The sequence below is a fragment of the Shewanella sp. GJ50-10 genome (assembly GCF_055808815.1).
In genome coordinates this window covers 4,660,646-4,684,749 of record NZ_JBVVSS010000001.1, presented here as the reverse complement: position 1 = coordinate 4,684,749, position 24,104 = coordinate 4,660,646, and the positions used below count along the sequence as shown (strand labels likewise).

24 protein-coding genes, 1 pseudogene and 1 riboswitch are annotated in these 24,104 nt (G+C 42.3%); of the genes and pseudogenes, 9 read left to right on the top strand and 16 right to left on the bottom strand.

Annotated features, from left to right (window positions below; genetic code table 11):
• Positions 1-7 precede the first annotated feature (7 nt).
• Positions 8-2,164 carry a type II secretion system secretin GspD gene (gspD, locus tag AC0L4E_RS19875; RefSeq protein ID WP_473681352.1) on the bottom strand — a complete coding sequence of 719 codons (2,157 nt, stop codon included), beginning with the start codon at positions 2,162-2,164 and terminating at the stop codon, positions 8-10.
• 25 nt (positions 2,165-2,189) lie between these two features.
• The gene (gene gspC, locus AC0L4E_RS19870; protein WP_473681350.1) at positions 2,190-3,110 is read right to left on the bottom strand and encodes a type II secretion system protein GspC; all 921 of its coding nucleotides are present in this window, start codon (positions 3,108-3,110) and stop codon (positions 2,190-2,192) included.
• 247 nt (positions 3,111-3,357) lie between these two features.
• On the opposite strand from gspC, the gene hslR reads away from it, so the two are divergent.
• The 4 genes from hslR to AC0L4E_RS19850 all read left to right on the top strand — a co-directional run bounded on the left by hslR (position 3,358) and on the right by AC0L4E_RS19850 (position 8,549).
• Positions 3,358-3,756: a ribosome-associated heat shock protein Hsp15 gene (hslR, locus tag AC0L4E_RS19865; protein ID WP_473681348.1), complete on the top strand. Its 399-nt coding sequence runs from the start codon at positions 3,358-3,360 to the stop codon at positions 3,754-3,756.
• 32 nt (positions 3,757-3,788) lie between these two features.
• Positions 3,789-4,649, top strand: a complete 861-nt coding sequence (hslO, locus tag AC0L4E_RS19860) for an Hsp33 family molecular chaperone HslO (RefSeq protein ID WP_473681345.1) — start codon at positions 3,789-3,791, stop codon at positions 4,647-4,649.
• Between the two features lie 282 nt (positions 4,650-4,931).
• Positions 4,932-6,473: a phosphoenolpyruvate carboxykinase gene (locus AC0L4E_RS19855; RefSeq protein ID WP_299572680.1), complete on the top strand. Its 1,542-nt coding sequence runs from the start codon at positions 4,932-4,934 to the stop codon at positions 6,471-6,473.
• Between the two features lie 210 nt (positions 6,474-6,683).
• On the top strand, positions 6,684-8,549 hold the full coding sequence (locus tag AC0L4E_RS19850) for a M14 family metallopeptidase (protein ID WP_473681343.1): 1,866 nt from the start codon (positions 6,684-6,686) through the stop codon (positions 8,547-8,549).
• Between the two features lie 42 nt (positions 8,550-8,591).
• On the opposite strand, the gene AC0L4E_RS19845 is transcribed toward AC0L4E_RS19850, so the two are convergent.
• Positions 8,592-8,930: a GIY-YIG nuclease family protein gene (locus AC0L4E_RS19845; RefSeq protein ID WP_473681341.1), complete on the bottom strand. Its 339-nt coding sequence runs from the start codon at positions 8,928-8,930 to the stop codon at positions 8,592-8,594.
• A gap of 135 nt (positions 8,931-9,065) precedes the next feature.
• Between AC0L4E_RS19845 and moeA the strand changes: the two are divergent.
• From moeA to AC0L4E_RS19830, 3 genes and pseudogenes are all read left to right on the top strand, one after another.
• Positions 9,066-10,315, top strand: a pseudogene (gene moeA, locus AC0L4E_RS19840) (molybdopterin molybdotransferase MoeA).
• A gap of 16 nt (positions 10,316-10,331) precedes the next feature.
• Complete coding sequence (gene moeB / locus AC0L4E_RS19835; RefSeq protein WP_473681339.1) at positions 10,332-11,120, top strand: molybdopterin-synthase adenylyltransferase MoeB; 789 nt, start codon at positions 10,332-10,334, stop codon at positions 11,118-11,120.
• A gap of 154 nt (positions 11,121-11,274) precedes the next feature.
• Positions 11,275-11,532 (top strand): putative hemolysin, encoded by a 258-nt coding sequence (locus AC0L4E_RS19830; RefSeq protein WP_473681337.1) that lies wholly within the window; start codon positions 11,275-11,277, stop codon positions 11,530-11,532.
• 50 nt (positions 11,533-11,582) lie between these two features.
• Here the strand turns inward: AC0L4E_RS19830 and AC0L4E_RS19825 are convergent, their stop codons facing one another.
• Positions 11,583-11,768 (bottom strand): DUF2986 domain-containing protein, encoded by a 186-nt coding sequence (locus AC0L4E_RS19825; RefSeq protein WP_473681335.1) that lies wholly within the window; start codon positions 11,766-11,768, stop codon positions 11,583-11,585.
• A 232-nt stretch (positions 11,769-12,000) separates the two neighbouring features.
• A complete protein-coding gene (locus tag AC0L4E_RS19820) occupies positions 12,001-12,168 on the bottom strand; it encodes a YqaE/Pmp3 family membrane protein (protein WP_220754022.1) in 168 nt (55 codons plus the stop codon).
• Between the two features lie 143 nt (positions 12,169-12,311).
• On the opposite strand from AC0L4E_RS19820, the gene AC0L4E_RS19815 reads away from it, so the two are divergent.
• Positions 12,312-13,502 (top strand): GGDEF domain-containing protein, encoded by a 1,191-nt coding sequence (locus AC0L4E_RS19815; protein ID WP_473681333.1) that lies wholly within the window; start codon positions 12,312-12,314, stop codon positions 13,500-13,502.
• Between the two features lie 6 nt (positions 13,503-13,508).
• Here the strand turns inward: AC0L4E_RS19815 and AC0L4E_RS19810 are convergent, their stop codons facing one another.
• From AC0L4E_RS19810 to moaA, 11 genes are all read right to left on the bottom strand, one after another.
• The gene (locus tag AC0L4E_RS19810) at positions 13,509-14,180 is read right to left on the bottom strand and encodes a TIGR01621 family pseudouridine synthase (protein WP_473681331.1); all 672 of its coding nucleotides are present in this window, start codon (positions 14,178-14,180) and stop codon (positions 13,509-13,511) included.
• A gap of 51 nt (positions 14,181-14,231) precedes the next feature.
• Positions 14,232-15,470, bottom strand: a complete 1,239-nt coding sequence (locus AC0L4E_RS19805) for a sensor histidine kinase (RefSeq protein WP_473681764.1) — start codon at positions 15,468-15,470, stop codon at positions 14,232-14,234.
• Positions 15,471-15,537: 67 nt separating this feature from the next.
• Positions 15,538-16,215 carry a response regulator transcription factor gene (locus tag AC0L4E_RS19800; protein WP_220754018.1) on the bottom strand — a complete coding sequence of 226 codons (678 nt, stop codon included), beginning with the start codon at positions 16,213-16,215 and terminating at the stop codon, positions 15,538-15,540.
• Positions 16,216-16,273: 58 nt separating this feature from the next.
• Positions 16,274-16,798: a PepSY domain-containing protein gene (locus AC0L4E_RS19795; protein WP_473681328.1), complete on the bottom strand. Its 525-nt coding sequence runs from the start codon at positions 16,796-16,798 to the stop codon at positions 16,274-16,276.
• 83 nt (positions 16,799-16,881) lie between these two features.
• Complete coding sequence (locus tag AC0L4E_RS19790; RefSeq protein WP_473681326.1) at positions 16,882-17,988, bottom strand: ABC transporter ATP-binding protein; 1,107 nt, start codon at positions 17,986-17,988, stop codon at positions 16,882-16,884.
• Positions 17,969-18,649, bottom strand: coding sequence for a molybdate ABC transporter permease subunit (gene modB / locus AC0L4E_RS19785; RefSeq protein ID WP_473681325.1), 681 nt, complete (start codon positions 18,647-18,649; stop codon positions 17,969-17,971). The genes AC0L4E_RS19790 and modB overlap by 20 nt, the downstream gene beginning before the upstream one ends.
• A gap of 3 nt (positions 18,650-18,652) precedes the next feature.
• Positions 18,653-19,603 (bottom strand): molybdate ABC transporter substrate-binding protein, encoded by a 951-nt coding sequence (gene modA / locus AC0L4E_RS19780; protein ID WP_473681323.1) that lies wholly within the window; start codon positions 19,601-19,603, stop codon positions 18,653-18,655.
• 91 nt (positions 19,604-19,694) lie between these two features.
• Positions 19,695-20,180 carry a molybdopterin synthase catalytic subunit MoaE gene (moaE, locus tag AC0L4E_RS19775; RefSeq protein WP_473681321.1) on the bottom strand — a complete coding sequence of 162 codons (486 nt, stop codon included), beginning with the start codon at positions 20,178-20,180 and terminating at the stop codon, positions 19,695-19,697.
• Position 20,181: 1 nt separating this feature from the next.
• Complete coding sequence (gene moaD, locus AC0L4E_RS19770; RefSeq protein WP_102527601.1) at positions 20,182-20,430, bottom strand: molybdopterin synthase sulfur carrier subunit; 249 nt, start codon at positions 20,428-20,430, stop codon at positions 20,182-20,184.
• A 74-nt stretch (positions 20,431-20,504) separates the two neighbouring features.
• Positions 20,505-20,987 carry a cyclic pyranopterin monophosphate synthase MoaC gene (gene moaC, locus AC0L4E_RS19765; protein WP_473681319.1) on the bottom strand — a complete coding sequence of 161 codons (483 nt, stop codon included), beginning with the start codon at positions 20,985-20,987 and terminating at the stop codon, positions 20,505-20,507.
• Between the two features lie 98 nt (positions 20,988-21,085).
• Positions 21,086-22,066, bottom strand: a complete 981-nt coding sequence (moaA, locus tag AC0L4E_RS19760; protein WP_220754010.1) for a GTP 3',8-cyclase MoaA — start codon at positions 22,064-22,066, stop codon at positions 21,086-21,088.
• A riboswitch (molybdenum cofactor riboswitch) is annotated at positions 22,054-22,187 on the bottom strand. Its footprint overlaps the gene before it by 13 nt.
• 209 nt (positions 22,188-22,396) lie before the next feature.
• Between moaA and AC0L4E_RS19755 the strand changes: the two genes are divergently transcribed.
• Positions 22,397-24,046, top strand: coding sequence for an electron transfer flavoprotein-ubiquinone oxidoreductase (locus AC0L4E_RS19755; protein ID WP_473681317.1), 1,650 nt, complete (start codon positions 22,397-22,399; stop codon positions 24,044-24,046).
• Positions 24,047-24,104 lie beyond the last annotated feature (58 nt).

Sequence of the window (24,104 nt, the reverse complement as noted above, 5' to 3'; positions counted from 1 at the left end):
CTCTGCTTCACTCATTGGCATCGTCTTCTTGTTCAGCATCGACAGCGTCTTCAGTTACATCTACTGGTTGCTTATCTTTATCTTTGCTATCACTAATGTGCTTTAGTGCTGGGTCTGTTTCACGCATCTTGGTTTCTAAGCCTTTACCTTCTTTATAACGATTAAGTACTTCGTTAACTTCATCTGGTAAATATGCATCTTGATCCCACTCTTCTAGAACAGGCACTTCACTGTCAGGCATTAAGTTAACGCCACGCTCTTGTTGTTCCATTTGTAGAGCACGGAAGTAGTTATATTTACGCCCTGCAATACCTTCCATCGTAATGCCATCACGAATAATCGTCGGCTTGATGAAAATCATTAGGTTTTTCTTTTTCACGCCACTTGAAGATGACTTAAATAAATGGCCAATAATCGGCAAGTCACCTAAGAAAGGAACCTTTTGCACTGACTCTTGAGTTTCTTCACTAATCAAACCACCTAGCACCACAATTTGACCAGAATCAGCCATAACCGTCGTAGTCAGTCGACGTGTAGCAAAAGTGACATCTACACCCGTTTTACCATTAATACCTGAGGTTTCTTGTTCAATGGTCAGTTTAACTGCATTACCTTCGTTAACCTGAGGAACAACTTTAAGTTTCACACCCACTTCTTTACGTTCAACCGTTTGGAATGGGTTACTATTACCGTTACTTGAGTTCTGGCTACCGGTTAGAATTGGTACTTCATCACCAACAATGAATGAGGCTTCTTGGTTATCAAGCGTGGTAATTGACGGTGTCGCTAGTACGTTTGACTTTGTATCACTTGATACCGCTTGGATTAAAGCCCCGAAATCACCCATCGCGATTCCCCAAGCCATACCATTTACCTTACCTAGTGACTGCGCAAGTAAAGTAATGTCACCATCAGTATCTGGGTTTTCTGTACAAGTACCATTCTCGGTACAAACAGTAGTCCCTTCTTGACCTTGAGCTTCCCAGACACCTGCACCAATTTCACCAATGGTTGGGCCTAAGTTATTAAACTGGGTACCACCACCTGAAGCCGATGCCCATTGAATACCAAAACCAACGTCATCACCTTCAGCGACTTCAACAATAATCGCTTCAACTAATACCTGCGCACGGCGAATATCGAGCTGATTGACCACACTTTCAATCGTGCGCATTTGATCGGGTTCTGCACTAATCACTAAGGCATTAGTATCAAGATGCGCCATAATATTAATTTCTTTACGGCGTTTATTACTGCTTTGACCTGAATCTTGATCCGACTGTAATTGCTCAGCAAAACCAGTGAGCACTTCAACTAAATCTTCCGCTTTTGCGTAGCGTAAATATCTTACTTTAGTGTTGCCTGTCGATGCTTGTTCAGCATCCAAACGTCTTACTAACTCAACCACACGTTGGCGACTTTTTTCATCACCACTGACAACCACTGAGTTAGTACGTTCATCGGCAACGACTTTAGGTGCTTGGCCTGGCATTTGCGCTTGGTTAGCCGTTGAGCGATATAAAGTATCGATAATACGAACAATTTCACCAGCTGAAGCGTATTCAAGAGAAACAACCTGAACTTCTGTATCACCTTGTTTATCAACGCGGCGTACGATTTCTACTAATTTGTTTACAACGGCTGCACGACCAGAAATCATCAATACATTTGACGGATCATAGTTAACAACGTTACCGCCACCAGCATTATCATTTAGCTGACGTAATAAAGGCGCAAGCTGCTTTGCTTCAGTGTTATACAAGGCAACAATGCGCGTAACCATCTCGTCGCCTAAGCCAGGGCTACCATCGTCAGCAACACGGATAGCTGCAGTTTTTGCATCTTTGTCCTTAATCACTTTAATAACGCGGTTTTCCATTTCTACAACGGCGTAACCATACACTTGCAATACATTAAGGAAGAATTGGTAATACTGCTCATCGTCTAATAAATCGTAACTACGTACATTGATTTTTCCGCGTACAGTCGGATCCACGATGATAGTCTTATTGAGGTTTTTACCTACAATATTGATGAATTCTTGAATATCGGTGCCTTTAAAATTGGCAGCATATTGCTCCGACCAAGCCGCTTGAGATGCAAGCATTGCTATACCAGCAATCATCCCTGCTAATAACTTGCGTCGAATTCCATAACTCTTCATTATTTTCAATCCTCTACTGCCGGTACTATTCTGGCAAACTAAAAATTATTTCTACTAACTGTCCATCACGTTCAACCATGACGCCAATTTCTGTTAATTCTGGTAATTGCGCCATCACTTCTAATGATTGTCCCATGTCGGTTAAATCATATCCGTTAATGGATTTGGCTAAATCATTTGCTTTAAAACCTGCAGCCGCAAATAAAGTTTGATCTTTACCTGGATTGAGGCGATAGCCGCTAACACCCTCTGGTCCGCGAACTGGAGAAATGGCTAAGTAGTCTGTGAGTTTGCTCGGATCAGCAAGCAGCTCATCACGTGAGTCACTTAACTCTTGAGCAATTTGGGCATTTTGACGACGATCATCACGCTGTACAGCGCGATCTTTCTTTGCTTGCTGCAAAGATGCGTTTGCTTGGCTTTGTGTGGTATAGCTTAACCCATCTAACATTAGGGTTTCATAGCGGCCAGCGTTAGTAATAATGATTCGGTCGGCATACACTTCTTTCAATGACGCTGAAGTGCCTTTAATTTTGTCACCTAATCCGTAGGTTTCTTGATTACCTTTAGATTCAATGACAGCAAGACCATTAGTATCAGAAGTCGACGCCACTACACCCGTTAATAAAATCGATAGGTTGGTTTTAGGTGCATCGGTAATTTGTTCAACTGGAGCAGGTTTATTTGGTCGACCTTCAGCATTGGCGTCTTTTTCACCAAATAACGACAATTTCTGGACACTACTTAGCTCAACCCGCTTAGCACTTGCTACCGAAGTTGGCGAAGGTTGCCATGCAACCGCCTGAGAATTTACTGGCATTAACTTCCACGAGATCTGCGCAGTTAGTAATAGCACAATCACTAATCCTAACCAGAATACAGCTGTGCTTAATGGCTTTTGGGGAATTCCCGCTGCCTTAGTTATAATTTTATCTAATACATCCATATTCGGCTTTGACCCTCTAGCAGGTCGCTGTTCTAATTCTGTTAATTTAGGAAATACTGCATCATGCTAACTCACCCAGCTTATTGCAACAAGCCCGTAGCATATGGATTGGCGAAATTGCACCGGATATGCTACATTTGCGCGCCTAAAAAGGCTGTGAGAAACGCCACGATATTAGGCTCTTTCCATCATTTTACATGTTAAAAATGTCAACGGTGTGAAGTCATACCACTTTTGGGGGTGTTAGATGAGCCAGACTCCATCTAAAGCAGTCACAGTTAGACTCGATAAATGGTTATGGGCAGCTCGTTTTTACAAAACTCGCTCAATAGCCAAAGAGATGATCAATGGTGGAAAGGTGCACTATAACGGTCAACGCGCTAAATCCAGTAAGCAAGCTGAAGTCGGTGCCAAGATTCGTTTACGCCAAGGCCATGATGATAGGGAAATAATTATTGCTCAGTTGTCGGAACATCGACAAGGAGCTGCAATAGCGCAAACGCTATATGAAGAAACTGCCGAAAGCATTAACAAGAGAGCGTTTAATGCTGAAGCCAGACGTTTAAATATATTGAACAATCCTGCACCTGAAAATAAGCCGGATAAAAAACAACGTCGCCAACTCATTCGCTTTAAAGATCTATAACGATATTTACGGCACAACACACGAGATTAAACATGAGCAAAGATATATTACATCGCTACTTATTTGATAATGCCGATGTTCGCGGTGAAATGGTGCAACTTGATCAAAGCTATCAAGATATCCTATCGGCGCATGACTACCCAAAAGCACTACAATTGATTATTGGCCAGCTTATGGCTGCCACTTCACTATTAACGGCGACTATCAAATTCACTGGCGATATCAGCGTGCAATTACAAGGTGACGGCCCAGTTTCTGTTGCTGTCATTAATGGTACAAACTTACAAGCGCTTCGCGGCGTTGCCCGCTGGAATGGCGACCTTGCAGACGACGCATCATTAAGTGATTTATTCGGTAAAGGTGTCATGGTGATTACTCTGACGCCTGATGAAGGTGAACGCTATCAAGGTATCGTGTCGCTAGATCATGAAAACTTAGCAGCTTGTTTAGAAGAGTACTTTAATCAGTCAGAACAATTGCCTACACATATTTCGTTATTTGCTGATGGTAAGCAAGCAGCGGGTATGCTGCTGCAAGTGTTGCCAACTAAAACTGAAGAAAATGAAGACTTCAATCACTTATTGGCATTAACTGAAACCATTAAACAAGAAGAGTTGTTCACGTTATCAGCCGAAGATATTTTGCACCGCCTTTATCATCAAGAAGATGTGCGTCTATTTGACCCTGTTGAAGTGAGCTTCAAATGTACTTGTTCAAGAGAGCGAAGCGCTAAAGCACTTGCAACAATTGACCAAAGTGAAGTTGAAGAAATTCTTGCAGAAGAAGGTAAAATCGAAATGGGCTGTGAATATTGCCCTAAAATGTATACCTTCGACAGTATCGATATTGCCGCAATTTATGCCGGTAACTTAGAAGCTGGTCAACAGCAATAACTGATCGATACCACATACAAACTTTCATAAAAAAGCGCCTTTGGCGCTTTTTTTATGTAAAAAATCTATCTTAAAACTAAAAAATTGGCTCAACTTACAAAAAAGTTACCAAACTGTTAGTTACCTGTATTGTTTATTACGTTACAATCACTGAACACAGGCATTGCTAATTTAGCGTTAACCTAAGCATATGTCTCTGAGCAAGCGATAACGTAAGTCATCCCAAACTATAAATCGGCAATATAGACCGATAAACGACCTATTTAAACGGAGAAGCACCCGATGACAGATGGAACAAACAGCGTACACTTCAACCTTACTAGCGCTGAGTTAATTGAACTTGCTTTACAACGTAATGAAGGGCAGTTAACCGCAAATGGCGCATTAGTCGCGAAAACTGGCGAGCGCACAGGCCGCTCCCCCAATGATCGTTTTATTGTTCAAGAAGCTAATACCCAAGATGAAATTGATTGGGGTTCAGTCAACAAAGGCATTGCCGCAGATACCTTTGATGCTCTTTGGGGGCGTGTTGAAGCCTATCTATCTGAAAAGGATATATTTGTTTCTGAACTTGAAGTCGGTGCTGACGACGCGCACTACCTTCCAGTTCGTGTTACAACTGAATATGCTTGGCATCAAATCTTTGCTCGTAACTTATTTATCACCCCTGAACATTTTAACCGTGGTGATAAAGACGTTTGGCAAATCATGAATGCTCCTGAGTTTGTCTGTGATCCTGCCCGTGATGGCACACACTCTGATGCTGTGGTGATGATCAACTTCGAAGCTAAAAAAGTTCTACTTGCTGGACTTAAATATGCTGGCGAAATGAAAAAATCGATGTTCTCTGTACAAAACTTTTTGTTGCCTGCCAAAGGCGTACTGCCGATGCATTGTTCTGCAAACGTAGGCCATGATGGCGATACCACCCTATTCTTCGGCTTATCAGGCACAGGTAAAACAACTTTATCAGCTGATCCAAAACGTTTTCTTATTGGTGATGATGAGCATGGCTGGGCACCCGGTGGCGTATTTAATATTGAAGGCGGCTGCTATGCAAAATGTATCGACCTAAGCCAGAAGAACGAACCCGTTATCTGGGATGCAATCCGTTTTGGTACTGTGCTTGAAAATGTCATGCTGGATGAAAGCCGTGTACCTGATTACAGCAATACCACATTGACAGAAAACAGCCGTGCAGCTTATCCGCTTGAACATATTGCCCAGCGTAAAGAAGAAAACCGCGGCGCTGAACCTAACTCAGTGGTATTTTTAACTTGTGATGTATCAGGTGTATTACCGCCTGTTTCTGTCCTCACAAAAGAGCAAGCTGCTTACCATTTCTTATCTGGCTACACTGCAAAAGTGGGGTCGACTGAAATGGGCTCAACTTCAGCAATTCAATCAACCTTCTCTACTTGTTTTGGTGCACCGTTCTTCCCACGTCCAGCTGGTGTATATGCTGAGCTATTGATGAAACGTATTGAGTCATTTGGTAGCCGAGTTTATTTAGTCAACACAGGTTGGACTGGCGGCCCTCACGGAGTCGGTAAGCGTTTTGATATTCCTACGACTCGTGCAATTGTCGATGCAATTGTTAGCGGTGAACTAAAAGATGTTGAAACACAGCATATTGATAAGCTTAACCTAGCAGTACCTGTTGCGGTTTCTGGTGTTGATACTCAACTTCTTAACCCAGTAAATACTTGGGCTGATAAAAATGAGTATGCCAAATACGCCCAGCAATTAGCTGAAGAGTTCACGGCAAACTTTGCTAAGTATCAGGTATCTGATGCAATCAAAGCTGCGGGTCCAAACAGCTAAGTTTGTAAAACTGCATTCAGCACAAATATATTGCTGTTTACCTTAAAAGCCTCAAACGACATTGAGGCTTTTTTATTGCCAGTCAAAAAATTAGCTTTGTTACATTTTAAAGCGCTATAACCTCAATTACTTAACGCTAAGCTCTTGTCACAATGGCAATTTGATTTAAGATAAAACAACATTCTATTTGCTCATACCATAGGGATATCTATGCGCCGCGCCATACTCGCCAGCTTCATTATCAATTCACTATTTTCATTTTCTAGTGTGGCCGAAATATCTAAACAGGAAGTAAATGAGCAAATAGAAAAGCCTCACAGTACTCGCTTTGCGCCAGACACTTTTATTAACGATGTTATTTTACCGCCGATTCAACCATGGCAAGGTCAAAGCGAAACTCTTATTTTAGATGCCTCTGCCCCATGGTCGACGCCATTTGAGCAAAACGGCTTAACCACCAGCCCTAATTATCATGACACCCATCAATGGCTAACAAAGCTCGTCGAGAATAGTGATTCATTGTCACAGGTATCCATAGGTAAAAGCCCTCAAGGTCGAGATATTTGGATGGTGGTAGCTTCTGAATCTGGCGCTTCAACTCCTGAAGCCCTTCGAGAAAGCAACAAGCCAACCGTTTTAGTGCAAGCAGGTATTCACTCTGGTGAGATAGACGGTAAAGATGCTGGCATGATGCTACTCAGAGATATAACTCAAGGTGATAAACAAGCGCTACTCGATAAAGTAAATCTGTTATTTGTTCCAATATTGAGTGTCGACGGCCATGAACGTAGTAATGAGTTTAATCGAGTCAATCAACGTGGACCTATTGATATGGGTTGGCGAACAAATGCAAGAAACCTTAATTTAAATCGAGACTATGCCAAGTTAGACACCCTTGAATTACAGCACATGATCAGAGCCATCAATGTTTGGCAACCTGACTTATATATTGATGTGCATGTTACCGATGGTATTGATTACCAGTACGATGTGACCTTTGGATATAACGTTAAACAAGGATATAGCCCTGCAAGCTTTGAGTGGTTAGAAAAATACTATCGTCCTGAAGTTGAGGCAGCCCTTTCCAACAATGGTCATGTACCGGGTCCATTAGTTTTTGCTATAGACAATACTGACCTTTCAAAAGGTTTGTCTTACTGGAACCCAAGTCCACGGTTTTCAAATGGATACGGCGACGCTCGCCACTTGCCAACAATTTTAATTGAAAACCATAGCCTAAAGCCGTTTAAGCAACGTGTTCTAGGTACATACGTGATGCTGGAGCAAACCTTAAAAACAGTGGCAACTCATGGTACAAAATTAAAAGCTGCAATTTACGAGGATAAATACCAGCGCCAACAACAAATCCCATTAACCTGGAATACTGTTGAGCAAGCTGGTTGGGATTTCAAAGGCATTGGTTATTCACTCGAAACGAGTGAGATTAGCGGCACGGAGGTAGTGCGTTGGAATGGTCAGCCAATGTTGTATCCAAACTTACCTGTGATGGGGAATACCGAAGCGAATATTAAAACTCAGCGTCCTAAGTTCTACTATGTACCTGCGCAGTGGCATCAAGTAATTGATCGTCTGTCGATACATGGCGTACGTATGACTCCATTAACTGAAGCTAAAACGGTTAAAGTCAGTCAGTATCAATTTACTGAGCCGAAATTTTACGCTAAAGACTATGAAGGCAGACAACGTGTCACAGCCACCAGCGAAAAAGTGAAAATCGAAACCACCTTGCCTGTTGGTACCATCCAAATCTCTACCAACCAACCTTTAGGTGATTTAGCAATTCTATTGCTTGAACCTCAATCTGCTGATTCATTTTTCCAATGGGGCTTTTTTAATAGCATCTTCACTCGTACTGAATACATCGAAGATTATGCAGTAGAACCACTGGCAGCAAAAATGTTGGCTGAAGATGAAACCTTAGCGGCTGAATTTAGACTCGCTTTAGAGGATGAAAGCTTTGCTAATGATTCAAAAGCAAGACTGCGCTGGTTTTATGAAAGAAGTCCGTATTTCGATGAGCAATATATGAAATATCCGGTATTACGCTCCCAATAAGCAATTGTAAAAAAGCCACTTTATCAAGTGGCTTTTTTAGCTCTATAGATGGCACTCGTCATACTGATCGTGTTGATAAGACGCGATTAAGGCTAATTTCTTGTCACGAGTTAACTTTTTAACCGCTAGCTCTCGTTTTGTCGCAGCGCTTCTATCAACTGCATTTTCTTGGTAAACCAAGGTTAGTGGTCCTTTGCCTTTTAAATATTTAGCCCCTTTGGCACCACCTGCTTGATGCTCAGCAAAACGCCTTTTCACGTCTGTCGTAATACCTGTGTATAAATGACCGTTATGACATTTCACTATATAGAGAAACCAGTCGACCTTTTTTGATGAAAGCCCTGTGGTTTTCTCTGTTGTATCACTACTCTTGCTGGTCATAGATATAAAAAACCTTCGGTCTGATCATAGTTATCTGTGGCTATCATGGCATAATGCGGTATCAAAAATGAATCTTATTATCTAAGTCAGTCTTAGACGAACCACAACATGGCAAATGTCATGTGAGGAGCAACGATGTCAACAAAATCTGATGCCTGTGCACAGCCAGGATTAATGCACCCAACTGACGCCATTAAAGCTTTACTTGATCAGGTAAATGTCATCGATGACAGTGAAATGGTGAGCTTAAATGAAGCCGTTGGCCGCATATTATCTGAAGATTTGGCATCATGTATCGACCTGCCACCATTTGATAACTCATCGATGGACGGTTATGCGTTTAAATTCGACGAGCTTACTGGCGATACAGCAACGACCTTAAACCTAGTCGGTACTTCTTTTGCTGGCCACCCTTACAAAGGTAAGACCCCAGCCAATAGCTGTATTCGCATAATGACAGGCGCACCAGTCCCAGCGGGGTACGACACGGTTCAAATGCAAGAAAAGACTTCGGCTGATGGCGACAACATCACCATCGAGCACCCTAAAGCCAAAGGTAATAGCATTCGTTATCGTGGTGAAGAGTTAGTTGCTGGAACCAATGTACTCAAAAGTGGCACCCAAATTCGCGCAGCAGAAATGGGCGTACTAGCGACTATCGGTATTAGTAAAGTTCGCGTTAAAGCCCGTCTTAAAGTGGCTTTTTCTCCACAGGTGATGAATTACGCCCTGTGGGAAGCGACCTTGCTCCCGGACAGATTTACGATTCCAATCGTTACTCCATCAAAGGCCTGCTTACCCAAGCTAATGTTGAGTGGATTGACTTAGGTGTTATCGAAGATGACAAAGAAGCCATTCGTGGCGCATTTAAAGAAGCCGCTAGCAAAGCAGATATGGTTCTGACATCGGGCGGCGTTTCAGTCGGCGATGCGGATTACACCAAGCAGATACTGTCTGAAGAAGGTGAAATCACCTTTTGGCGCTTAGCAATTAAACCAGGTAAGCCATTTGCCTTTGGTAAGTTAGGCAAAGCGGTATTTTGCGGGTTACCGGGTAACCCGGTTTCATCTATGGTGACCTTTTACAAACTTGTGTGGCCAATCGTCAATAAGATGCAAGGCTTAACGGTTAAAGAGCCGTTAATTGTAAAAGCGACACTGACGACTCCAATTCGCAAACAACCGGGGCGTGCGGAATACCAGCGCGGTATTTTAAGTCGTGATGAAAATGGTGAGCTTGTGGTTGCCTCAACCGGTGGTCAAGGTTCAGGTATGTTGACTTCAATGAGCTTAGCAAATTGCTTTATTAACTTAGAGCAAGAACAAGGTGATGTCGCATCGGGCACAACCGTTAATGTTGAACCATTCAACAGCGTATTGTGTTAATCACGAAGGAAATTTGATGACTAATTTACCTAAAAACGCAGCTGATGATGTTGAGATTTTGTCTGATAACGAAATGCTTCGTTACAGTCGCCAAATATCAATTAAAGCGATGGATATTGAAGGCCAAGAAAAACTTAAACAAGCTAAAGTACTGGTTATCGGCGCCGGTGGTTTAGGTTGTACCGTAACGCAATACCTTGCTGTTGCTGGCGTAGGTGAAATGACCATCGTGGATTTCGACACGGTTGAACTGTCGAACTTACAACGCCAAGTATTGCATCATGATGAAAATGTTGGCCAAGCCAAAGTTGATTCAGCAAAGCAAACTTTAGCTCAATTAAACCCGCTGATCACCATCAATACCATCAACGAATTCCTTGATAAAACGCGTATTGAGCAATTGGTTTCTGAGCACATGTTAGTACTAGACTGCACTGATAATGTTCAAGTCAGAGAACAACTTAACCAGAGCTGCTTTAACCACAAAGTGAGTTTTATCTCTGCTGCGGCTATTCGTATGGAAGGCACGGTAACGGTATTTGATTATCAAGCATCATCACCTTGTTATCACTGCTACAGCAGTTTATTTGGCGAGCAGCAACTCACCTGTGTCGAGTCAGGCATTTTAGCCCCCGTTGTCGGTTTAGTCGGTTGTATTCAAGCGACTGAGGCCATTAAAGCGATTAGTCATATGGGTGAAGGCTTAAATGGCCGTATTTTGATGATTGATGCTATGACGATGGAGTTTCGTGAAATGAAACTTCCAAAACAAGCTAACTGCTCTGTGTGCTCGGCATCTGAGTAACGGTTTTCAATCAGCAAGTTTCAATAATCAAAGTTTTACTAAAAGTTGTAATCTTGGCTATAGTTGATAAAAGAAAAATCGCTGTGTTATCAGCATTCTTTTATAAGGCTCTTTCATAGATCTTGTTAACGGAACCCTGTTATAGGAACACACTATGTTTGCTCAATCGACTATAGCCAATTTTAGTAAAGCGATATTCAGTACTGCACTTGTCATGAGTTTAACCGCCTGTTCGGGTGATGACATTAAGCCACTAAATATGACCAATCCTGCTGCTGATTACTGTATTGATAACGGCGGGACACGAGAAACGGTTGAGCATATTAATGGCGATGTTTCTCTGTGCACATTACCAGATGGTGAAGTGATTGAAGAGTGGGAATTGTTTAGGCGAGACCACCAAAAAAGTTAGCTCTTTCTGCTAAATGCTTTTTATTTAAATGCTTTCAATAACCATTGCGATTAAACGGCTTGCTCTGTGGTAGGTTCCGCTCCGATAAGCACATCTTGACTCTGTTCATTAGCCACTTCAACTAACACGCGATCAGCTTTAGCGATATATTTAGGCTTATTGCTGCCCGCTTTTTTTGCATTGGCTTTTTTGGCTTTACCTTTGAGTGTTTGGTTAATCTTTTTACGTCTGTTCATATCAATGTCACCTTAAACTCTCTGATAATACACTCATGGAATACAAGCGGGATAAATCGGAGTGCGATTCTACAATTGTAGCCATAAAAATACCAACTCCAAATAAGTCAGAGTTGGTATTGTTATCACAGAACTCATCACAACTTCATTCAGTTAAACAAGCTCGATTTTATTGCACGTAAATAGTTAATCTCACCTATTCACCTCTTAGCCCGAGTTGAGCTGAGTGCGATTAATCTTGTACTACCACCCAAATAGCGTGGATCAAACCCGGAACAAAAAAGAGTAAACACAAAATAATATTTATCAGTAAGTCTTTGCCCATGCCTTTTTTAAGAAACACAGCCACAGGCGGCAAGAGGATTGCGATAACAATGAGCAGTAGTTTATTTGTATCCATAATTCTTTTTTATCCTTTTAATTTTAAACAAATTAATCAATCAAACTGCGCAATAAATGCAACAACTTGTGAAACAGATCAAATATTATTATGTTAGATTAAATCAACTTATCCTTAATTTTTAATCATTTAATGCAGGCTTAATGATAGAAAATAGTAGCAGTCTCATTTTAATTCAAGTGATTTGTATCTTGTGCTTCGCAGGAACAATCGCATGGACAGTAATGGTTGCCCCTATGCGGGTAGCACCCAGTGCTAGCTGGCGCTTTGCGTTAGCCAACTTTTGCGTTTTACTTGGCATGCTGCTTTACACTCAACGAACCCAAGAACCAAGTTACCTTCATTGGCTAGTGGCTGACAATATAATTCTAGTCGGTTTTTGCTTTTTACGCTGGGGAGCACAGCGACTTTACCATTTAACATCAAGCCATCGATTTGATTTGGCACTCATTCTTAGCTCAATCGGCTTGATGCTATTAGTAAAACCGCAAACCTCTAGCTCTGCATACCTAATGATTATCCTATCTTTGGCTGCTGCGGTTTGTTTTATCATGTTGGCCAAAGATCATTACGATGCATTTAAAGACAATTTTACCGCTTTTGCCACTTATTGGCTGGTTGTCCCAATTGCGCTTATTGGCATGATGTTTTTAGTTAGAGCATTAATCCTAGTTATCTACCCTGAAAAAGTCGCCACCTATGCTGCATTTAATACTGAAGAATCAATACCAATATTGTGGGTTTATATTGTATTAATTCTATTGGTGAATATTCTAATTATTGGCAACACCATCAATCGCCTTGTAGTAAAAATCATGACTCTGGCGAACAAAGATGCCTTAACTGGGCTTTGGAACCGCAATGCCCTGCAAGCAAAGCTCGCATTAGAGCATGCTCGTTGGCTAAGAGATAAAGTCAGCTACAGTGTCATTTTGATTGATTTAGACCACTTTAAACAAATTAACGATGCCCATGGCCATACGGCGGGTGATGAAGTATTAAAACTTGCAGCTAAACAACTTAATAGCGTTACCCGTAAGATTGATTACCTATGCCGATATGGCGGCGAAGAGTTTGTATTGATATTACCACTAACCACAGAACAGAAAGCCCTTTGCGTTGCCGAAAAGCTCCAGCAAACCTTAACAGAAATAAACTTTACATGGCATGACACACCTATTGCCATTCAGGCCAGTATTGGTTGCGCTACGATTCAAGAGGACTTGCCAGTGGAAGCATTATTACATTTAGCAGATAAGGCCATGTACCAAGCCAAAGCCAGTGGTCGTAATTGCATTAGAGTCGCTGATACAGCAAAACCAAATTACAACTAAAAATGGTCATTTAGGCCAAGGTAAATCTGCTGGAGTTTGCCAAGCATCTAGCAGTTGTTGTTCTACTAATGGATTTAAAAAAGCTGTGCCTATTTGTGGTAGTTGCTTAAATTGAAATCGCTCACCTTGATATTCAAAATCTAGCGCCATTGCATGCAAATAGCATCTGTCAGCCGCTTCACCACCGTAAAGTTCATCACCTAAAATTGGCACCCCGATACTGCTTAGTGCTACACGAAGTTGATGAGTTTTACCGCTTAAGGGTTTAAGTAAATATAACCGCAAGCCATTGTCGATGGACTGGGAGAAAAACTGGGTAATTGCAGGGTTAGTTTTAGTGCGAAGTAGTTTGTACATACTACGACGGGACTTAGCCATATCACCAATAATTCCACCTTGTTTCTTTTTAGGTTTACCTTTAGCTATCGCCACATAAAACTTTTGAATTTTATGCTCACTAAACAGCGCTGTGAATATCGCAGCCGCTTGGGAAGATTTAGCTAAAATGATCAAGCCAGAGGTGGGAGTATCAAGACGATGAACAGCGAACAATTTAATTTTTAGGTCAGCCTCAACCTTTGCTACCACACCCGCGGTGCCATCTTGGCTATGGAAATGCACATTTGGTGACTTATTGATAACGATGAAGTCTTGATGCTGTTGTATGATTTGGTACATAGTCTCGATTCTAGGCCTATTGAAGTCACTTAACGGTATAAGCGACAAGGACTAGAATCGAATATCGACTATCAGTCCAGGATGGTTATCTTTCAGTTCGATTTTAGCATGGTGACGAGATAAAATCGCTTTCACCATAGATAAACCAAGGCCTGTGCCTTTGTGGTGACGGCTCGGGTCTAACCGCACTAAGCGCTCAAATACTCTTTCTTTGTCTTCATCACTAATACCTGGGCCATTATCAATAATTTGAATTTTTCTGCCCGACTGTACAATCTGAATCCTTGCATCTTCAGGGGCATATTTAATCGCATTATCGACCAAGTTAAACAGTGCTTGGAATAATAAGTATTTATCACCAGATATGGTCACATCTTTCTCAACGGCTAAGGTCAATACTTGCTGTTTTGACTCAGCAACCACTTCGGCCATTTCAAATAAATCTTCACATAAAAGCTGCAAGCTAACAGGTTGCTTATCTAAGGTTTGCTGACCTTCTTCAATTCGCGTCAATGATAGCATCGCATCAAAAGTCGCCAGACAATGATCTAGCTCTTCAAGCAACATAGCTGTGAGCTCTGGTACTTGCTCTGTGGGCTTATTAGGGAGTTGTTCAATACCTATTCGTAAATGCGATAACGGTGTTCTTAAATCGTGGGCAATATTATCGGTCACGCCTCGAACAGACATTAGGTTGTGTTCTAAGGTATCAAGCACTCGATTAAACTGCCCAGCAAGCATATCAAATTCATCTTGATTATGGCTGACAGGTAAACGGGTATTGTACTCACCCTGTTCAATCTTTTCGCAGAGTAAATTGTATTGTACTAAGCGCCTTAAAATTGCTTTAGAAAATACAAAGCCAACCGCTAAGGTTATCCCTAAAGTAAATGCCACCGCCCAAAAAGCGGCATTAATAAACTTATCGATTAATGCTGCTAAGTTATCGGTACGAGTCGCAATTAGCACTGGCCCGTAATGGGTCATTACTATGCCGCCGGTGAGAATATGTAGCTTATCTGGGCCACCGGTTAAAATGGGGAAATCTCGGGTTTTAGGCAACACGGGCATGTTGTCGGGCACAAAACTTAATGCACCCACCATATCAACGCTATTTCGCCATGCAATAAGCGCTGTTTTGGGGTCTGCTGCGCGAATTTGTGCAGCAAAGCTTCGACGGTCAACCGTTAAAGCCAGTTGCTGATAACGCTGCATTTCAGTAGCAAGATGCTGCTCAACCTGATTCTCTTGCTCAATCACGAGCTGGCGGTATAAACCAAATACCAGCATCACAATCAACAAGGTCACTAAGGTTGAGAAGATCAGCGTTATCCGCCAAGCACTACTTTGGTAGGGTTTAATTCCCTTTGCAAAGGCGATATCCAGCCCCTCGAACGGTTTCGATAATTTCAGGGTGGCCTAGCTCTTCAAATTTACGGCGAAGTTTAGCGATATGTACGTCAATTACATTGGTGCGAGGGTCAAAGTGATAATCCCATACTGCTTCAAACAATAAGGTACGACTGATCACTTGATTAGGGTGTTCCATTAGATATTTAAGCAACTGAAACTCTTTAGGCTGCAGCATTAATTCGTGCTCATCTAATGTCACTTTACGTGTCAGCAATTCCATTCTTAAATTGCCCACTTCAAGGTCGGTATTCGCCGCAGAAGGCGCATTACGTTGAATAAGCTTTTCAGCGCGTACTTGCAGTTCAGCAAAGGCAAAAGGCTTAGTCATGTAATCATCACCACCAGCACGTAAGCCTTTAACACGTTCATCAACATGACTTAGCGCAGAAAGGATTAATACTGGAGTTTGATTGCCATTATTACGCAATGCCGTCAGCAAAGTCAGTCCGTCTAGCTGGGGTAGCATGCGGTCTAAAATAATAATGTCGTATTGATTATGTTTTGCTTGGTGCAAGCCGTCATGGCCATTGGTCGCAGTATCAACTTGATATTGCTGCGCGGTAAAACCTTCAGCAACATATTGTAGTGTTGTCGCATCGTCTTCAACGATTAATACTCGCATAGTGCTATTCCTTAGTTTTACAGCTAGTTACTGTAAAAATACTTATTGCCAAGTCAAATTAGTCCCACTGCAGTAAAGGCAGCGGACGTAAATCTTCAATATCAAAGGCAATTGTGTGTTTGCTTGAGAGATTGAGTAATTTTAATTCTAGGTAACTGATTGCTAAGTCGTGTTCTAACTCAGCTTCGATTAAATAACCTGTCTGGCCTTGTTTTGCCATTCTGACTAATTCAGTGAAGGTCATATTTTTCTTGATTAATACACGTGCAGCTTTGATTTGATCTAAGTCATCAGATTCAAACGCAGATAATTTTTTAGTAATTAAACTGCCATCAGTTGCATCAAAGGAGAATTCAGTAATTTCACTATCATCGAGGTTCAGTAAGTCAATTTCATAAATTAACTGACCGTTTTCAACATCCATATCGAACGATGAAACGATACCGCTATATTCTGTTTCTATTTGTTCAATCACCATAAGCGGTTGTACGTATTTTCCCTCCGAGAGCAAGGTGTGCATACTCGGGGTTGCCATCACCATAGATGGAAATACGACTAACAACGACAGAACGATTCGGAACATGAAAGCCTCAAGATGAGAATTGGAATAGTGTTACTTTACCTAAGCCCAGCAAAAGACCCAAGCATTGTAAGATTAATAATTGATCATGATTCTAGAATATGAACTTGCTCAGATTTAAGTGCTATCGTGGTCGCAAGCCCTGCTTTTAACGAAAGCTTTTCGGCCAAATGAGATGGAATATCCATATTAAACACTTCATCCACATCTGCCATTTTCGCTTTGACGCGTACAGACTCACCCATGATTAACATCGACTCAATGACAATATCGAGCTTGTTGATGCTACGACATAAACGACCACTAGAAATCGCGTTAAAACGTATACCTTGATTAGGAATAACCCAACGAACTTGCTGACCTATGGTTAACTCTGGCGCACTGTCACTGGCAATAATCTGTTCGCCCATTTTAAGCCAAGTAATATTGGCTTCGGCGTCTCGGCCACTGACTTCAGCGTTAAAGATATTTCTCAGCCCCATCTGTCTTGCAACAGTTTCGTTGCGAGGGTGTGATAAAACTTCAAATGGTTCACCTTGCTGCAGCATATTACCTTGGCTAATTAAAATCATTTTATCAGCAAGCAATAACGCTTCGTTCATATCATGGGTCACCATAATCACAGGTATCGATAACTGCGATTTTAATCTGGCTAATTCTATGTATAAGCGCTCGCGGGTTTCTCTATCAACTGCAGAAAACGGTTCATCAAGCAATAACACCGAAGGTTCGCGGGCTAATGCCCTCGCTAAAGCCACACGTTGACGCTGACCGCCCGATAACTGCGCAGGCAACCTTGCAGGCAGTCCATGTAAGTTAACCCGCTCAAGCCAGTCTAAGGCTCTTGCCTTGCGTTCACTTTTAGGAATGTGGTCTAACCCTGAAATGACATTTTCAAGCGCTGTAAGATGGGGGAATAAGCCGAAATGTTGCGGCACATAACCAATATGTCGCTGCTGAGGTGATAGATGAATATTGTTTTCATCATCAAACCACCGCTGCTCACCACATTCAATTAGCCCTTTTTGTGGTGAACTTAACCCTGCAATCATCCGCAATAGTGTTGTTTTACCGCCACCGGATGGCCCAACGACAGCCAGCACTTCCCCTGCTTTACAACTAAATTTAGCCGTTAAAGGGATTGGCGATTGTTGTGATATTTCGCAGTGTAGATCAGCGCTGTTGGTTGGCATTATGGCCTCCTAAACGCTTCGACAAACTGGTCGTAATGGCAAGTACACTCACAGCGAACACCAATAGCACCAGCGACATTGTCCCAGCTGACTCGAAATCAAATGCCTGCACACTGTCGTATATGGCAATCGAAATGGTCTTCGTCTCACCAGCAATGTTACCGCCAAGCATTAATACCACACCAAACTCACCTAACACATGAGAAAAACACAGCACCACGGCTGTCAATATGCCAGGCCAAATCATCGGCAATTCGATTTTGGCAAAAATGCGCCACCAGCTCATGCCGCAACATGCTGCAGCATCAGGAATATCATGGGGAATAGTTTCAAAAGCGCGCTGTATCGGCTGCACCGCAAAAGGAATATTAACTAGAATAGAAGCTATCACTAAGCCTGAAAAATTAAACACAAGTTGAGTACCAAAAAGCTGCTCAACCCATTGCCCTATCCAGCTCTGACTACCTAGACCAACAAGTAAGTAGTAGCCAATAACGGTTGGCGGCAATACCAATGGCACCATGATCAGTGCTTCAACCCACGACTTGCCACGAAATTGCTTGTACGCCAAAAAGCGGCCAACAAAAATAGCCATTGGGATCAAAATTAACACTGTAACGGTACTTAACTTGGCGGAAAGCCACAGTGACTGCCAGTCCATAAGTTACAACTCCGCCACTTGCTGTCTTGGCCTTGGCGCGCGAAGTTTTGGTTGGTGTAAATGATGCTTATCGCTGATGTTGGCAGGAAAACCAAAACCATACTGTTTTAACACTTGTTGAGCTGCATCTGATTGCATGTACTGATAAAACTGTTTGGTGATATCACCCGCTTTAGGGGTCATGACCATGCGCTGATTAATCGGTTGATATAAAGCTTGCGGGATCTCAACATAGCGACCCATCTTGGTAAATTGCGGCGCAGATGCAAGAGATAACGCCACAATGCCGCCTTGGGCTGAACCACTTAAAGCAAACTGCGCGGCTTGGGAAACATTTTCACCCATGATGATAGTGGCCTGTAACTCAGACCAAAGGCCTTTGTTTTCTAGCAGAGCTTGAGCACGTTCGCCATAAGGAGCGTGGGCAGGATTGGCAATAACAAAGCGTTTTATCTCACCTTGGGAGACAGCCTTAGCAAGTCCCGTTAAATCGGCATCGAGCTCTAGTGAAGAGTTATTTGGCGCGACGATAGCGAGTTTGCCAACCGCGTAGATATCGCCATCAGAGTCGGTTTTTCCGGCTTTATGTAACTGCTGCACATAAAACTCATCGGCACTTAACAGCATTTCAAACGGTGCACCATGCTGAATTTGTGCAACGAAGTTACCTGAAGAACCGTAGGACACTCGAAGGGTTAGACCCGTTTCAGCAGTGAAGTTAGTTACAATTTCATCTAATGCAAATTTTACATTCGCTGCTGCTGCAATCGCCGGCGGTTTGGCGGCTTGTGCCGAAAATGGCACTAAACTGAATAAAGAAATAATGAATAATGCTAGGCTCAGCACAACGAATTTAACTGAGTTTAGTTTGATAAAATCTAAGTTTGCTAAACCTAACTTAGCACCCGAAATACAATGCTGAATACCAAATAGCTTATGGCGACTCGCGGTCATAGGTTTAGCGTCCTTCTTTTTAGACACAACACATTTTGTTGTTTCTAGCAGTCTTTCTGTAGTTGATATAGACAATCACTTGATGGATAAATTACTTAGCGTCATTCCACATTGATGCAGCTTGTTCATCTGAATCACGGGCTTCAACCCAGTTATTACCTTCTTCGCCCGCTTCTAACTTCCAAAAAGGCGCTTTGGTTTTCAAGAAATCTATTAGGAATTCACACGCTGCGAAAGCGGCTTTACGGTGCATGCTGGTCACGCCAATAAACACAATTTGCTCGCCTAACTCCATACGACCAACACGGTGAATAATGGTGACGTAATTTAACGGCCAGCGCTCATAAGCTTGCTCAGCTAATTGCACTAATACCGCTTCAGTCATACCTGGATAATGCTCAAGGGTCAGATCGGTTACTGCACTGCCGTCATTAAAGTCGCGCACTTTACCTGCAAACGTCACAACTGCGCCGTCGCTGTTATCGTTAGCAATAGCCGCATACTCATCAGCGACACTGAAATCTGCCGTTTGCACACGAACCACTTGTCTTGGGTTATTGTTAGCCGTTACCGTCATATTAGCCACCTGTTACTGGTGGGAAAAAGGCAACTTCATCACCATCAACTACAGCTGCATCCCATGCACTCATGGTTTGATTAACGGCAACCAGTAGCTTGTCTGATGACAAGACTTTAGCCCATTTATCATCTTTAGCCGCTAATGCTTCACGTAGTTGCTCAGTATTGGTAATACCTTCTGCTGCAACTTCAACTTTAGCTGTGCCGAGTAACTCTCTAACTTGTGCAAAAAATAGAACTTGGATCATGTCAATGTCTCGTATTGATGTCGTCTTACAATTAACGTTTTACGCTGCTGGTTGCGCTCAATTACCAGCAAAAATTAGTCTTCTGCTTGGAAATGACCTGACTTCCCACCGCGCTTTTCAAGTAAACGGACTTGGGAAATAATCATGTCTTTTTGAACAGCTTTACACATGTCGTAAATGGTTAATGCGGCAGTTGATGCTGCAGTTAATGCTTCCATTTCCACACCGGTTTTACCAGAAAGTTTACACAAACTCGTGATACGAACGCGGTTAAGTTCTGGTTGAGCCTCAAGATCAACTTCTACTTTGGTCAACATTAAAGGATGACATAAAGGAATTAAATCAGAGGTTTTTTTGGCAGCTTGAATACCTGCAATACGTGCAGTTGCGAATACATCACCTTTGTGATGACTGCCACTCATGATCATTTCAAGCGTGCTAGGTGCCATTTCAATGAATGCTTCCGCGCGGGCTTCACGCTCAGTGACATTCTTTTCAGTCACGTCGACCATGTGGGCGTTGCCATCGGCATTGATATGGGTAAAACAATTGCTCATGCTAACTTGCCTTCTTAAGTCTTAAACTCTATCGGACAAAGGAATACTGTTTTGCAGCGTCGCTGCAAACACCTTAAGCCGCCAAACTCAGCGCTAGGCTAACCGCCAATAGACGCTAAATGTTTGGTCACACCCGTAATCCCTTGATGTAAATAATGGGTTTCTTCTTTCTGTGCTAATTGGCTATGCAGACGTTCAATTAATTCAGCGCGTTGAGATTCATGCTGTAATAAGTCACGTAAATCAAGACCATTTTCAGTAAACAAACACAAATGCAGCTTACCTTTCGCTGATACCCTCAAACGGTTACAGCTGGCACAGAAGTTTTTGGCATACGGCATAATCAAGCCGATACGACCTTGGTAATCTGGGTGGCTAAAGTTTTGTGCTGGACCGTCATCGACACTCGGTAAGTCATATAACCAACCTTCAGATTCAAGTTTTAACTTGATATCTAAGCCCGCTAAATGATGTGCATTAAAGTAATCATGACCTAAGCCTGTTTCCATCAATTCAATAAAACGCAAATCTATCGGCGTGCTTTTGATCCAATGTAAAAAACGTGGCAAATCTTTGTCATTTAAGCCTTTAAGCAATACTGCGTTGATTTTAATCCGTTCAAATCCAGCCTCAAGCGCTGCGTCGATACCGCGCATTACTTGATCAAACTTATTCTCGCCAGTGATTTGGTAAAACATTTTAGGATCTAAGCTATCAACAGAGACGTTAATGCGGCGCAGACCTGCGTCATACCATTCTTTAGCGTGCTTCTCGAGACGATATCCATTGGTTGTTGTGGCAACGGTATTAATGTTGTCATTATCAGCAACGACACGAATGATATCGGTGAAATCTTTGCGAAGGCTCGGCTCACCACCGGTAATGCGGATTTTTTGGGTACCGACTTCGCCAAAAGCTGACACTAAATTTTCGATTTCATTTAGTGCTAAAAACTTAGGCTTACCATCAGGTCTATAACCGTCAGGAAGGCAATAGGTACATTTGAAATTACAAACGTCAGTGACTGACATCCGCAGATAGTGAAATCTTCGACCAAAACTGTCTTGTAGTTGGGACATGTTAACCTTTCCAAGTGTGGGAGGTAAGCGCATTTCTTTGCTCACCCCGGTGGCATTATTACCACGGCTAAATACCCGTATCTGTGGACGTAGGGAATAAAGCTCGGAGAACCGTCAACCTTGATTATAGGCCTAAATTCGCTCTAATCAGTACCTTTTTATGACATTTTGTCCCAGTTTGTACAAAATCTGTAAAGAATTGCGAGCTAGCTCACGAGCTCAAAATCGCAGTTGCTACTGTGACCTAGGTCATTTTTAAGGTAAGGTGAGTAAAACAAAAAAAACAACAAACCCGCCAAAAACCGGGATACGAAGATCAAAGGTGAGATGATGGAACGCGAATCTATGGAATTCGATGTAGTAATAGTCGGTGCAGGACCTGCCGGACTCGCTACTGCATGTCGATTAATGCAAATATCACAAGATGCAGACAAAGAAATGACTGTCTGTGTTGTCGAAAAAGGCTCTGAGGTTGGAGCGCACATATTATCTGGTGCGGTTTTTGAACCTAAAGTATTGGATGAATTGTTCTCCGATTGGCGTGATTCCGATATCCCACTGAATACTAAAGTGACTCACGATGAGATTTACCTGCTAAGTTCAGATTCTAAATCTCAATTGATGTCTAACAGCTTAGTCCCTAAAACCATGCATAACGAAGGGAACTACATTATTAGTGTAGGTAACTTAACCCGCTGGTTAGCTGAAAAAGCTGAAGGATTAGGTGTCGAAATTTTCCCAGGTTTTGCTGCAAGCGAAGTGCTATTTAACCAAGATAATAGTGTTAAAGGCATTTTGATTGGTGACATGGGCGTTGGTGCTAATGGCGAAGAAAAAGACAGCTACATGCCAGGTATGGAACTGCATGCCAAATACACCGTATTCTCAGAAGGTTGTCGCGGCCATTTAGGTAAAGAGTTAATTGCTAAATACCATCTTGATAATGGCAAAACGCCACAACACTATGGTTTAGGTTTTAAAGAAATCTGGAAAATCCCAGCAGAGCAACACCAAGAAGGTAAAGTGGTTCACACTGGTGGCTGGCCTCTAAATCAAGGTACTTCTGGTGGTGGCTTCCTTTACCACATGGAAGATAACCAAGTGGCTGTAGGTTTGATCATTGATCTTAATTATAAAAGTCCGCATGTGAGCCCATTCGACGAGTTCCAACGTTATAAGCAGCATCCAGTTATTAGCCAAACCTTAACAGGCGGCGAGCGCTTAACATATGGCGCCCGTGCGATTGCCAAAGGCGGCTTAAATTCATTACCTAAAATGAGTTTCCCTGGCGGCCTATTGATTGGTTGTGATGCTGGCACTTTAAACTTTGCCAAAATCAAAGGCACACATACTGCGATGAAGAGCGGTATTGTTGCAGCGCAAACCTTAGGTGAGGCGCTAATGGCAGGCGTTGAAGCAGGCAAAGATTTAGACTGTTTCCAAACCCGCATTGAACAAAGTTGGTTACACGAAGAGCTATTCCAGTCTCGCAATTTTGGCCCAGCTTTACATAAGTTTGGTACTTATTTAGGTGGCGCATTTAACTTTATCGACCAAAACTGGTTTGGTGGTAAATTCCCAATCACATTGCGAGATGAATCGCCTGACCATGCGGAGATGGGACTGGCTAAAAACTTCACGCCAATTGAATACCCTAAACCTGACGGCAAGTTAAGTTTTGATAAATTGTCATCAGTATATTTATCGAATACGTTCCACGAAGAGGATCAAAAGTGTCATCTGCAGTTAAAAGATGCTTCTATTCCAATCGCGGTTAACTTAATCAAATACAATGAACCTGCACAACGTTATTGCCCTGCTGGCGTATATGAAGTCGTCGCTGAAGGCGCTGAGAATAAGTTTGTAATTAATGCACAAAACTGCATTCACTGTAAGACGTGTGATATTAAAGATCCAAGCCAAAACATTACTTGGGTAACCCCAGAAGGCGGCGGTGGACCAAACTACCCTAATATGTAAGTTACTCATTAGATAAACCAATAACGCACCTATCTAGGTGCGTTTTTATTTCTATTAC